Here is a 10956-nt window from a genome sequence, read left to right as displayed (position 1 = left end):
CATCATTTACCTACGCAAAAGCTGGTGAAGATTTCATCCAGCAAGTTTTCGACATCTATTCGGCCTACTAAAGCTTCGAGCGCGCGTATAGCGAATCGCAATTCCGCCGCGGCCAGATCATAAAAGTCGGGTCCACGCTGCAGGATAACATCTACCTCAGCTAAACACGAGACGGCTTGCTCCAGAGCGACGCGATGTCGCTCATGCGTCGCGAGTCCGATGCTGGCGCTCTTCGTCGAGAGGGTCGTTTGGACCCGAGAAATAAGCTCAGAGACTCCCTGCCCGGTTTTTCCAGATATCCCACTTTCCCCGATACCTGTGAGATCCGCCTTTGGTCGGACCACAATATCATCAGGCTCCGGAGCGATCATCAAAGTCTCATCCGGGGCGGCAAGGAAGACTCGCAAGTCCGCGGCTTTCGCGCGTTCGACAGCCCGCTCGATTCCCATGGCCTCAATCTTATCATCGCTATCGCGCAGACCCGCCGTATCCAACAGCGTCACTGGAAGGCCGCCGAGGTCCATCCTCACCTCGATAACGTCCCGGGTCGTGCCTGCAATTTCGGAAGTAATCGCGGCGTCACGTCCTGCGAGAGCATTTAGCAGGGTCGATTTACCGGCGTTCGGTGCGCCGATGATGGCTACCTCGAAGCCATTCCGAACGCGCTCTGCGAGATAGGTGCCCCGCGATTCGGCCTCCAGCTCTTTCCCGACTTTGGTCAGCAGCGCATCGACCTCTGGGGTGACATCGACGGGCACCTCTTCGTCTGCGAAGTCGATCGTCGCTTCAAGCAGGGCTGCGGCACGGATCAGGTCTTTCCGCCAGTCTTCGACCCGTGCGCCAAGGTGCCCGGAGAGAACGCGAAGAGCTTGCTTTCTTTGAGCCTCAGTTTCGGCTTCGATGAGATCTGCCAGCCCTTCGACCTGTGCGAGGTCCAGCTTTTCATTCTCTAGGGCGCGACGGGTGAATTCACCTGCCTCAGCCATTCGTGTTTCCGGGAATGTCGAGAGCAGTGAGAGCATAGCGCGCACCACAGCGATCGATCCGTGCACTTGCAGCTCGACAACATCCTCGCCGGTGAAGGAATTCGGCCCGGAAAAGCTGAGCACCAAGGCTTGGTCAATGACCTCCCCCTCGGCGCCCCGAAGATTGCGCAGCACGCTTTCGCGCCCCTCAGGGCGTTGGCCGGTGATCTTCTCTGCGATCGCAAAGGCCTGCGGGCCGGAAATGCGGATCACCGCAACTCCGGCACGGCCCGGCGCTGACGCTTGGGCGAATATCGTGTCCATATCTCACTAACCTATTGTTATTTATAAATAACTCAGGTGTTCATGGAGTCGAAGAAGTCAGAATTCGACTTGGTCTGCTTGAGTTTGCCGAGCAGGAACTCGATGGCGTCGGTGGTCCCCATCGGGTTGAGAATGCGGCGCAGGACAAAGGTCTTTTGCAGGTCCACTTTATCGACCAGCAAATCCTCTTTCCGGGTGCCGGACTTGAGGATGTCGATCGCCGGGAAGACGCGCTTGTCGGCGATCTTGCGGTCCAGCACGATTTCGGAGTTGCCGGTACCTTTGAACTCTTCAAAGATCACTTCGTCCATGCGGCTGCCGGTGTCGATCAGCGCGGTCGCGATGATGGTGAGCGATCCGCCCTCTTCAATGTTCCGTGCGGCACCGAAGAAGCGTTTTGGGCGCTGCAGGGCGTTTGCGTCGACACCACCGGTCAGAACCTTACCCGAAGATGGCACCACGGTGTTGAACGCGCGGCCCAGACGGGTGATCGAATCGAGCAAGATCACCACGTCGCGCTTGTGTTCGACAAGACGCTTGGCTTTCTCGATCACCATCTCGGACACGGCCACGTGGCGCGTTGCAGGTTCATCGAAAGTGGAGGATACGACCTCCCCCTTCACCGAACGCTGCATGTCGGTGACTTCCTCGGGCCGTTCGTCGATCAGCAAGACGATCAGATAGCACTCTGGGTGGTTCTTTTCGATGCTATTGGCGATGTTCTGCAACAGCACAGTCTTACCGGTGCGCGGCGGGGCGACGATCAGCGAACGCTGACCCTTACCGATGGGCGACACGAGGTCGATGATCCGCGCGGAGCGGTCTTTGATAGTGGGGTCATCGACCTCCATCGTCAGGCGCTCGTCAGGGTAGAGCGGCGTCAGGTTTTCAAAAGCAACCTTATGGCGGGCCTTCTCGGGCGCCTCGAAGTTGATCTTGGTCACTTCGGTCAGCGCGAAATAGCGTTCGGTGTCGTCAGGCGCTTTGATCAGCCCTTCAATGGTGTCCCCTGTGCGCAGCGACCATTTGCGGATCATGTCGGGCGAGACATAGATGTCATCGGGGCCCGGCAGGTAGTTCGCTTCGGGTGAGCGCAAAAAACCGAATCCGTCTTGCAACACTTCCAGCACGCCGTCGCCCGAGATCTCCCAACCGTCATCCGCGCGTTCGCGGAGAATTTGGAACATCATCTCGCCTTTGCGCATGGTCGAGGCGTTTTCGATCTCCAGCTCTTCGGCCATGGCGAGCAGGTTTTTCGGCGTCTGCGCCTTGAGATCAGCGAGGTTCAGCGTTTCGGTTGTCATGGAGCATCCTGTTCAGCCGCAGCAGAATGCGGGCTGGTCGATCATTTGAATGTGGCAAGCAGAAACCGCCCCGGACGGGACAGTGGCGCAGATATAGGCAACGGGGCTGCTTGAGTCAATTGCTTCAGAATTTCACAACGACCGAGAAGACGATCACGATCATCAAAAGCGTCGGCACCTCGTTCAAAAGGCGGAACTGATGGCCTGTCACCGTGCTGTCGCCGCTTTCGACGGATTTGACCTGTTTTTTTAGCCAAACGTGGAAAATCGTCATGGCGACGACGCTAGCACCCTTGGTCCAAGGCCAGATCATCGTCCAATCCACGATTCCGGGCGTCAGAACGAGGGCGAGGCCGAAACCCCATGTCGCCATCATCGCGGGGCGCATGATGAACTGAGAGAGCTTAAATTCCATCATCGAGAAGGTCTCATGCATCCGACCTGCCGAGCCTGCCTGTTCGACATGATGCACGAAGAGCCGCGGCAGATAGAACAGCGCGGCCATCCAACTGATGACGGACACGATATGGAGCGCTTTGATCCACGGATAAGCGAGGCTGAGAAGATCGAACATGGGGACGGCTCCGGTGTGCGTGCTTCTTTCTTAATAAATAAGAAAAGAGAAAAGATGTAGTTGATTGTAGGGAACCGGATTCCTGTGGATTAATGATTTATACCGCCGCTTATCAACAGGTGAACAAACTTCACCGCCACCTGTGGATAAACCCGCCCCGATTCGCGAATGTTGAACTTTCTCAGGATCTTGCCAGCGTATTTTCCGGGGGACAAAATGTATCAAAGCGGGGATAACCGATGAAGTGCCGTGGTTATACGCACAAGCGGCTTATCCCTATCCATCGGGGTGGGAATCGGCGACAAAAACCGCGACTCGGGGCGAGATCTGCGGGCTTGTGCTGTCAACTTTTATCTCGCAGAACAAATCCTCAAGATTTGCGCCAGATCATCACAGGGTTATCCACATGCCGCAGAAAATCGTCCTCGCCTCCGGCTCGGAGATCCGCGCGAAACTCTTGGCGCAGGCTGCGATCCCGCATGAGGTGATCCCGGCGCGGGTCGACGAAGAGATGATCACCGCTGCCCTGTGTGCAGAGGCGGCGAAACCGCGCGACATTGCCGATACATTGGCCGAGATGAAGGCCCGCAAGGTGAGCGAAAAACACCCCGGCGCGCTGGTATTGGGCTGCGATCAGGTCTTGGAGCATCGCGGAGAGATGTTGCACAAGCCGCGTGATCGGGATGAGGCCATCGCGCAGCTTTACCAGTTGCGCGGGGATCGGCATTCGCTGCTCTCTGCCGCCGTGCTCTACGAAGATGGTGAACCGCTGTGGCGGCATGTCGGCCAAGTGCGGCTGCGGATGCGTGATGCAAGTGACACCTATATTAAGGACTACGTCGAACGGAACTGGGACAGCATCCGCTACGCGGTGGGCTGCTATAAGCTGGAAGAAGAAGGTGTGCGGCTGTTCAGCCAGATTGAGGGGGATTACTTTCACGTCCTCGGTATGCCATTTCTTGAACTGCTGAATTACCTGACGCTGCGCGGAGACCTCACGACATGAGCCTGTCCAAAATCCCCCTTGCCGGTGTGATCGGATCGCCCATCGCGCATTCCAAATCCCCGCAACTGCACCGCCATTGGCTAGAGACCTACGGCATCGCGGGTCATTATGTACCACTTGATGTGGCGCCCGATGATCTGAAGGAGGTTTTGCGTACACTGCCCAAGATGGGTTTCGTCGGGGTAAATCTGACGATCCCCCATAAGGAAGCGGTGATGAAAATTGCGGATCTGATCACCGACCGCGCCACATTGATTGGTGCCGCCAATACGCTGATCTTTCGTCCCGATGGCAAAATTCATGCGGATAATACGGATGGCTATGGATTCATCGAAAACCTCAAAGCCGGAGCGCCCGATTGGGAACCAAAATCCGGACCAGCGGCGATCTTGGGTGCAGGCGGCGCGGCGCGCGCTGTGGTCTCGTCGCTTTTGGACGCTGGGGTGCCTGAGATCTGCCTGTCGAACCGCACCCGCGTGCGGGCAGAGCAGTTGCAGCGCGATTTTGGCAGCAGGGTCAAAGTCGTCGATTGGATGCAGGCAGGCAATATGATTGATCATGCCGCCTTGGTGGTGAACACCACATCGCTTGGCATGATCGGCAAGGGTGCTTTGCGTGTGCCACTTGATGGGCTGCGCCCCGGCACCGTAGTGACGGACCTCGTTTATACGCCGCTGCGGACACATCTGCTGGAAACGGCCGAGGAAATGGGCTGTGTCACGGTCGACGGCCTTGGCATGTTATTGCATCAGGCGGTGCCCGCGTTTGAGCGTTGGTTCGGCCAGCGGCCAGAGGTTGACCGCGCCACGCGCACGGCGGTGCTGCGCTGATGTTTCACCTCGGGCTGACCGGGTCGATCGGCATGGGCAAATCGACTACGACAAAGATGTTTGCCGAGGAAGGCTGCGCCGTGTGGGATGCCGATGCAGCGGTGCACCGGCTTTATGCAAAGGGGGGCGCGGCGGTCGCGCCCATGCAGGCGGCGTTTCCGACGGCGATAGAGGCTGGCGCGGTTTCTCGCGCCGCATTGAAAGAGATCATCGCCGCTGATCCAACCGCCCTGCCCCGGATCGAGTCCGTCGTCCATCCGCTTGTCGCGCAAGATCGCGCAGCGTTCCTTGCTAGTGCCACCAGTGACATTGCCGTCCTCGACATTCCGTTGCTGTTTGAAACTGGCGGCGACGCTGCGATGGACGCGGTGGTCTGCGTCACCATCCCCGACTCCGTCCAACGCGACCGCGTGCTTGCCCGTGGCACCATGACCGAGGCGCAATTCGATGCCATCCGTGCCAAGCAGATGCCCGCCAAAGAGAAGTGCGCCCGTTCAGACTATGTGATAGTGACGGATACGCCCGACCATGCCCGCGCGCAGGTGCGGGATGTGATCCGCCACATTAGGGAAAAGCTACGTCATGCGTGAAATCGTGCTCGATACCGAAACCACCGGCTTTGATCCCGAAAGCGGCGACCGCATCGTCGAAATTGGCGCGGTTGAGCTGATGAACCACATGGCCACGGGCGAGACCTATCACCAATATATCAACCCTGAACGCTCCATGCCCGAAGAGGCGTTTCAGGTGCACGGGCTGGGCGATGATTTCCTGCGCGACAAGCCCAAGTTTGCGCAGATCGGCAAGTCATTCCTCGACTTTATTGGCACGTCCAAGCTGATCATTCACAACGCTGCCTTCGACATTAAATTCCTGAACGCCGAGCTGCGCTGGATGGGTCTGCCTCAAATCCCATGGGAACAAGCGCTTGATACGCTTGAAATTGCGAGGAAACGCTTCCCCGGCTCGCCCGCCTCGCTCGACGCGCTCTGCCGCCGCTTTGGGATCGACAATACCTCGCGGACGCTGCACGGCGCTTTGCTCGACAGTGAGATTCTGGCCGAAGTCTATCTGGAATTGATCGGGGGGCGGCAGCCCGACTTTGCGCTGTCATCGGCGCCCGAACGGAAATCCGGTGAGCCTGACACGCGCTGGACCCCGAAACCGCGGCCCAATCCTCTGCCCTCGCGTCTGACAGAGGCCGAAGCCGCCGCCCATGCCGAATTTGTCGGCAAGCTGGGCGACGACGCACTGTGGAAACAGCTTGGCTGACGCTTAGGCGTCGGCTTTTGGCGGGGTCTCGGCCTGACGGCGGGCAACTTCGTTGCGGTAGAGCGACAGGAAGTCGATGTTCTCAAGGTTCAGCGGCGGGAAGCCACCATCGCGGGTCACGTCGCTGACGATGCGGCGCAGGAAGGGGAAGATCATCCGCGGGCATTCGATCAGCAGATAGGGGTGCATCTGCTCTTCAGGCACGCTTTCGACTTGGAAAATACCGACATAGTCGATTTCCAGCACGAAGAGCGTCGCGTCGCCGTCTTTCGCTTTCGAGGTGATGTTCAGCTTGATCGCGGTCTCATACTGGTTCTCCCCACCACGCTTTTTCGCGTCGAGGTTGACCTGAACCTGCACATCGGGCTGCACATCTGCAGGGGCGCCCTTTTGCGCCATGATGTTCTCAAACGACATGTCGCGGATGAACTGGCCCAGCACGCGCATCTGCGGCTGTTTCGGTTGCGCTGTTTCGTTTTCTGCCATTTTCTGTGTCCTGTTGTGGTGAATTTATTAAATCTATCCGGACTTAGCAGGTCGGCACGGGCCGCTCAATCCTTAGTCCAGCCCGAGGGGCCCTTGGTCTGGCGCGGCTGTTCGGGGATCTCATGAAAATCGCCATCGATCACGTCACCGCGACCGCGCGGGTCGCGTCTGCCCTGTGGGCCGGGGCGCGGGCCCATGCCGCCCGGGGTGCCAAAGCTTTGGACCTTCACCCGGTCGCGGATCGCGCTGTAGGCCGCTTGCCGGAAGCGCGGGATCAGGAAAGCAAAGCCGACAGCATCGGTGAAAAAACCCGGTGTCAGCAGCAGCGCGCCGGAAAACAGGATCATCGCGCCATGCACCAAAGGCTCTGTCGGGTCGCGCAGGTCATTGAAGGAACTGCGCAATTGACCAAGTGCCAGCGCCCCTTGAGAGCGCACCAACCATGTGCCCAGAACGGCGGTCAGCACCACCACGGCCAGCGTCCAGCCAAGGCCGATGGCGCCACCGACTTGGATGAAAAGCGTGATCTCGATCAGAGGCACGGCGATAAATGCGATCAATAGCCACATGTGGCGGGGTCCTTTCGCTGGGGGCAGAGTGGACTTGCCCCGGTCGAACACCTACATAAGAGCTTAACTCGCATGTTTCCATGCCACCCCTGAATGAGGTTTCGATGAATTCTCCCCTGATACAGCTTCTGGTGCTTGCCGGTATCGCCGTATTCCTGATCCTGCGGCTGAAAAACGTGCTTGGCACACGCGAGGGTTTTGAAAAGCCCCCAGTAACCGATCAAACGCCAAGCGCCCGCAGTGGCCCCGCGTTTGAGGTGATCGAAGGCGGCCCCGATCTCGATATCACCGACCACGTTCCCGAAGACAGCTCCTCGGGCAAGGCACTGGCCGAGATGAAACGGGTTGAGCCCTCGTTCGGCGTCAGCGATTTTCTGCAAGGCGCACGCGGTGCCTATGAGATGATCGTCATGGGCTACGAGCGTGGCGATCTGGCAGAAATTCAGCCGTTTCTGGCCGATGATGTCTATGAAAGCTTTGTTGACGGTGTCGCGGCGCGCGAGGATCAAGGTCTGACGATCGACGCCAACTTTATCGGCGTGCGTGAAATGGAATTGGTCAACGCCACGATGGACGAGACCACGAAAGAAGCCGAACTCACCATTCGCTTCGTAGGAGAGCTGACCTCTGAAGTTCGCAACCGCGAAGGCGAGGTTGTCGAGGGCAGCAGCAACGAAATCAAACGCCAAAAAGATACATGGGTCTTCGCCCGTGTCATGGGCTCGGATGATCCGAATTGGCTGTTGGTTTCCACAGACGGGTAGCGCGTGCGCTCGGCGCACTTGCGCTGTTGGGCGGTGTGTTGATGAACACGCCGTCCGTAGCAGAGGTGCATTATACGGTGATGGATTTCGACCAGCTTGACGGCTGGGCCGAAGATGACCACGCCGCCGCCTTTGAGGTGTTCACCAGCACTTGCGGCGACATGAAAGATGTCGATTGGCGCGCGCTGTGCAAGCTAGCCAAAGATGGCCCCGACCCCCGGCAGTTTTTCGAATTGTTCTTCAGGCCCGTGTTGATGGAAGACGGGAAAGATGGGCTGTTCACAGGGTACTTCGAGCCTGAGTTGGACGGCGATCTCTACCCCTCTGCGCGGTTTCAGTACCCCATCTACGCCATGCCCCCCGAGGCCGAAGAGATCCGCCCCTGGCTCACCAGACGTGAGATCCTAGATGGCGACGTGATGCGGGACCGCGGATTGGAAATCGCTTGGGTCGATGACCCGGTTGAGCTTTTCTTTTTGCAAATTCAAGGCTCTGGCCGTATCCGCCTGCCCGATGGCAGCTACCTGCGCGTGGGCTACCGCGGGGCGAATGGCCATGATTACCGCTCTGTCGGGGTCGAACTGGTGCGGCGCGGGGTCTATGAGGCGCATCAGGTTAGCGCCGATGTCATCAAGAATTGGGTGCGCCGCAACCCTGAAGATGGCCGCGAATTGCTCTATCACAATCCATCTTATGTTTTCTTTCGAGAGGTCAGCCGGGTGCCTGCCGACAAGGGGCCGCTTGGGGCGATGAACCGTTCCATCACCACGCTGCGCAGCATCGCGGTGGACCCGTCGCATGTGCCGCTTGGCGCGCCGGTTTGGATCGAAAAAGACGGCAAGAAACCCATGCGGCGCTTGATGGTCGCGCAGGATACGGGCTCGGCCATCAAGGGCGCGCAGCGTGCGGATGTGTTCTTTGGCACCGGCGACAAAGCGGGCCGCGAGGCAGGCCGCTTGCGCGACGCGGGGCGGATGATGGTTTTGATGCCGATCCAACGCGCCTATGCTTTCCTACCGGAGAGCGCGATATGAGACGTCGGCGCTTAAACGAAGACGACCTCGCGCTTTGGCGTAGGGTCACGGAGCGGACAGAGAAGCTGGAGCTGAACAAGCTTTTCACGCAAGAGATCGACGCGCCCGCCCCTGCCCCGCCGCAGGTCCGCCGGGCCAAAATCGCGCTCCAAGGCAACAAGCCTCAGCCGACCATGAAGACGCGCAGCAACGACCTGCGCCCGACATTGTCAGAACAGATGAAAGCCGCCCCGGTTCAGATGGATCACAAAGCCTTCGGCAAGCTGAAACGCGGCAAACTGCGCCCCGAAGGCCGGATTGATCTTCATGGCATGACGCTTGACCGCGCGCATCCGGCGCTGAACGGCTTCATCATGGATGCCCATGCGCGGGGCAAGCGGTTGGTGCTGGTCATCACCGGCAAGGGCAAGCGCCGCGACGATGGTGGCCCGATCCCTGTGCGCGATGGTGTTTTGCGCCATCAGGTGCCGCAATGGCTGTCGATGCCGCCGCTCAACGGCCTTGTGCTTCAGATTGCGCAGGCCCATGTCAGCCACGGCGGCGGCGGAGCCTATTACGTCTATCTCCGGCGCAACCGTTAGCCGCGCAGCAGCGGCCTGTAGCGTCTGATCGCCCATGCGGCCAAACCAGCCGCCACCAGATAGTAAACTGCGATCGGCAACATCTGCTCCGGGAAATCGACGCCCAAGTCGATGAACAGACCCGTCACCCCCGGCCCGATGGCCGAGCCAAAGACCATCAGCGCCGCGGCTACTGCTTTGATCGACCCCACATGGCGGGTGCCGAAGTACTCGGCCCAGAACGCCGCCGGTGCGGTGGATTGCATGCCCTGCCCGAAGCCGAAAATCACCAAGCCGATCCCCGCCATCCACAGCGTATCGGCATAGGCCAGCACCGCGAATGAAAGGGCAAAGGGCAGCATCATCACCGGCACCACGCGGCTGACGCCAAACCGGTCAATCGCCCAGCCTGAAAGGAAGGTCGAGGCCACCGCCGAAAGCGTGTAGACCGGCATAAGCGCCACGAATTCGACCAAGGCCCAGCCTTTCACTTCGGTCAGGTGAACCTGCTGGAAAAACAGCGCGGTGCCCCATGCCGCAGGTCCGATGGCGAGAGGGATGATCATCCAAAACAGGCCCGAACGGAACATCTCTGCCCGCGTCCAATGCCGCCCCTTCATGCCCGCGCGCTGCGCCTGATCCGCCATGCTTTGCGGGGTGCGCTCTTGCCGCAGCAGGATCAGGATCACCGGGATCGTCAGCAGCACCAGCACCGCGGCCAGCACCCAAAGGCTGCGCCAATGAAAGCTGGCGAACAGGGCCACGAAGATCACCGGCAAGAACGCCTGACCAGCGGCGAACCCCATCGACGACAGCGAAAGCGCCTTGCCACGTGATGCCTCGAACCAGCGGACCATGGCGACCTGCCCAAGCTGAGACATCATGCCCTGCCCGGTTAGCCGCAAGGCATAGATAACGAAGATCAGCGCGATCCAATTAGGCACTGCCGCCATCGCCAAACAGGCCCCGGCAAGCGCCACCATCACGCCAAAGGCCAGCACCCGCACGCGAAAACGATCCGTCAGCACCCCGGCCCAGACCATGGTGATGGCCGACAACGTCGTGCCGACGGTATAGATGCCGCCCCATTGCCCATCACTCAGGCCAAAATCGCCCTTCACCGCCCCGGCAAAGAGCGAGATGAAATAGGTTTGCCCGTAGGACGAGGTGAATGTCAGCAGGAAACCGGCCAGCAGAAACAGCCAGTTGCGCCGCAAAAATGAGAGGTATTCCATGCCCCTTTCATCGCCGGGGCATGGAGGAAAGGA

Annotated in this window: 13 protein-coding genes; 7 read left to right on the top strand and 6 right to left on the bottom strand. The window is 59.3% G+C overall.

Features of this window, described 5'->3' with window-relative positions; all coding sequences use genetic code 11:
- Window positions 1-2: 2 nt before the first annotated feature.
- The 3 genes from mnmE to A3722_RS10925 form a co-directional block, all read right to left on the bottom strand.
- Entirely contained in the window at window positions 3-1289 is a 1287-nt protein-coding gene (gene mnmE, locus A3722_RS10935) for a tRNA uridine-5-carboxymethylaminomethyl(34) synthesis GTPase MnmE (RefSeq protein ID WP_067630787.1), read from the bottom strand.
- Between the two features lie 32 nt (window positions 1290-1321).
- The gene (gene rho, locus A3722_RS10930; RefSeq protein ID WP_067267859.1) at window positions 1322-2593 is read right to left on the bottom strand and encodes a transcription termination factor Rho; all 1272 of its coding nucleotides are present in this window, start codon (window positions 2591-2593) and stop codon (window positions 1322-1324) included.
- A gap of 124 nt (window positions 2594-2717) precedes the next feature.
- Window positions 2718-3167: a CopD family protein gene (locus A3722_RS10925; RefSeq protein WP_067623681.1), complete on the bottom strand. Its 450-nt coding sequence runs from the start codon at window positions 3165-3167 to the stop codon at window positions 2718-2720.
- Between the two features lie 406 nt (window positions 3168-3573).
- On the opposite strand from A3722_RS10925, the gene A3722_RS10920 reads away from it, so the two are divergent.
- From A3722_RS10920 to dnaQ, 4 genes are read left to right on the top strand one after another with little or no spacing between them, the layout of a single operon-like run.
- Entirely contained in the window at window positions 3574-4173 is a 600-nt protein-coding gene (locus tag A3722_RS10920; RefSeq protein ID WP_067623683.1) for a Maf family protein, read from the top strand.
- Window positions 4170-5003 carry a shikimate dehydrogenase gene (locus tag A3722_RS10915; protein WP_067623686.1) on the top strand — a complete coding sequence of 278 codons (834 nt, stop codon included), beginning with the start codon at window positions 4170-4172 and terminating at the stop codon, window positions 5001-5003. Before A3722_RS10920 ends, A3722_RS10915 begins: the two co-directional genes overlap by 4 nt.
- Window positions 5003-5593 carry a dephospho-CoA kinase gene (gene coaE, locus A3722_RS10910; protein WP_067623689.1) on the top strand — a complete coding sequence of 197 codons (591 nt, stop codon included), beginning with the start codon at window positions 5003-5005 and terminating at the stop codon, window positions 5591-5593. The genes A3722_RS10915 and coaE overlap by 1 nt, the downstream gene beginning before the upstream one ends.
- Window positions 5586-6275, top strand: coding sequence for a DNA polymerase III subunit epsilon (dnaQ, locus tag A3722_RS10905; protein ID WP_067623692.1), 690 nt, complete (start codon window positions 5586-5588; stop codon window positions 6273-6275). The genes coaE and dnaQ overlap by 8 nt, the downstream gene beginning before the upstream one ends.
- A 3-nt stretch (window positions 6276-6278) precedes the next feature.
- Here dnaQ and secB read toward each other — a convergent pair whose 3' ends face one another.
- Window positions 6279-6761, bottom strand: a complete 483-nt coding sequence (secB, locus tag A3722_RS10900) for a protein-export chaperone SecB (protein WP_067623694.1) — start codon at window positions 6759-6761, stop codon at window positions 6279-6281.
- A gap of 65 nt (window positions 6762-6826) precedes the next feature.
- Window positions 6827-7330 (bottom strand): FxsA family protein, encoded by a 504-nt coding sequence (locus A3722_RS10895; RefSeq protein WP_067623697.1) that lies wholly within the window; start codon window positions 7328-7330, stop codon window positions 6827-6829.
- Between the two features lie 104 nt (window positions 7331-7434).
- Between A3722_RS10895 and A3722_RS10890 the strand changes: the two genes are divergently transcribed.
- From A3722_RS10890 to A3722_RS10880, 3 genes are read left to right on the top strand one after another with little or no spacing between them, the layout of a single operon-like run.
- A complete protein-coding gene (locus A3722_RS10890) occupies window positions 7435-8094 on the top strand; it encodes a Tim44/TimA family putative adaptor protein (RefSeq protein WP_067623701.1) in 660 nt (219 codons plus the stop codon).
- A gap of 41 nt (window positions 8095-8135) precedes the next feature.
- On the top strand, window positions 8136-9128 hold the full coding sequence (gene mltA, locus A3722_RS10885; RefSeq protein WP_067623727.1) for a murein transglycosylase A: 993 nt from the start codon (window positions 8136-8138) through the stop codon (window positions 9126-9128).
- Complete coding sequence (locus A3722_RS10880; RefSeq protein ID WP_067623704.1) at window positions 9125-9709, top strand: Smr/MutS family protein; 585 nt, start codon at window positions 9125-9127, stop codon at window positions 9707-9709. Before mltA ends, A3722_RS10880 begins: the two co-directional genes overlap by 4 nt.
- On the opposite strand, the gene A3722_RS10875 is transcribed toward A3722_RS10880, so the two are convergent.
- Window positions 9706-10923 carry an MFS transporter gene (locus A3722_RS10875; RefSeq protein WP_067623707.1) on the bottom strand — a complete coding sequence of 406 codons (1218 nt, stop codon included), beginning with the start codon at window positions 10921-10923 and terminating at the stop codon, window positions 9706-9708. The two genes, A3722_RS10880 and A3722_RS10875, sit on opposite strands and share 4 nt — an antisense overlap.
- Between the last annotated feature and the right edge of the window lie 33 nt (window positions 10924-10956).

The organism is Sulfitobacter sp. HI0027, assembly GCF_001634775.1.
Lineage (GTDB): Bacteria > Pseudomonadota > Alphaproteobacteria > Rhodobacterales > Rhodobacteraceae > Sulfitobacter.
Note: the sequence above shows the minus strand (reverse complement) of the source record. Positions and strands in the feature narration are given on the sequence as shown.

What these genes read in the sequence shown, in the direction of transcription:
- mnmE (WP_067630787.1), bottom strand. Translation starts at nt 1,289, where the DNA reads ATGGACACGATATTCGCCCAAGCGTCAGCGCCGGGCCGTGCCGGAGTT.
- rho (WP_067267859.1), bottom strand. Translation starts at nt 2,593, where the DNA reads ATGACAACCGAAACGCTGAACCTCGCTGATCTCAAGGCGCAGACGCCG.
- A3722_RS10925 (WP_067623681.1), bottom strand. Translation starts at nt 3,167, where the DNA reads ATGTTCGATCTTCTCAGCCTCGCTTATCCGTGGATCAAAGCGCTCCAT.
- A3722_RS10920 (WP_067623683.1), top strand. Translation starts at nt 3,574, where the DNA reads ATGCCGCAGAAAATCGTCCTCGCCTCCGGCTCGGAGATCCGCGCGAAA.
- A3722_RS10915 (WP_067623686.1), top strand. Translation starts at nt 4,170, where the DNA reads ATGAGCCTGTCCAAAATCCCCCTTGCCGGTGTGATCGGATCGCCCATC.
- coaE (WP_067623689.1), top strand. Translation starts at nt 5,003, where the DNA reads ATGTTTCACCTCGGGCTGACCGGGTCGATCGGCATGGGCAAATCGACT.
- dnaQ (WP_067623692.1), top strand. Translation starts at nt 5,586, where the DNA reads ATGCGTGAAATCGTGCTCGATACCGAAACCACCGGCTTTGATCCCGAA.
- secB (WP_067623694.1), bottom strand. Translation starts at nt 6,761, where the DNA reads ATGGCAGAAAACGAAACAGCGCAACCGAAACAGCCGCAGATGCGCGTG.
- A3722_RS10895 (WP_067623697.1), bottom strand. Translation starts at nt 7,330, where the DNA reads ATGTGGCTATTGATCGCATTTATCGCCGTGCCTCTGATCGAGATCACG.
- A3722_RS10890 (WP_067623701.1), top strand. Translation starts at nt 7,435, where the DNA reads ATGAATTCTCCCCTGATACAGCTTCTGGTGCTTGCCGGTATCGCCGTA.
- mltA (WP_067623727.1), top strand. Translation starts at nt 8,136, where the DNA reads ATGAACACGCCGTCCGTAGCAGAGGTGCATTATACGGTGATGGATTTC.
- A3722_RS10880 (WP_067623704.1), top strand. Translation starts at nt 9,125, where the DNA reads ATGAGACGTCGGCGCTTAAACGAAGACGACCTCGCGCTTTGGCGTAGG.
- A3722_RS10875 (WP_067623707.1), bottom strand. Translation starts at nt 10,923, where the DNA reads ATGGAATACCTCTCATTTTTGCGGCGCAACTGGCTGTTTCTGCTGGCC.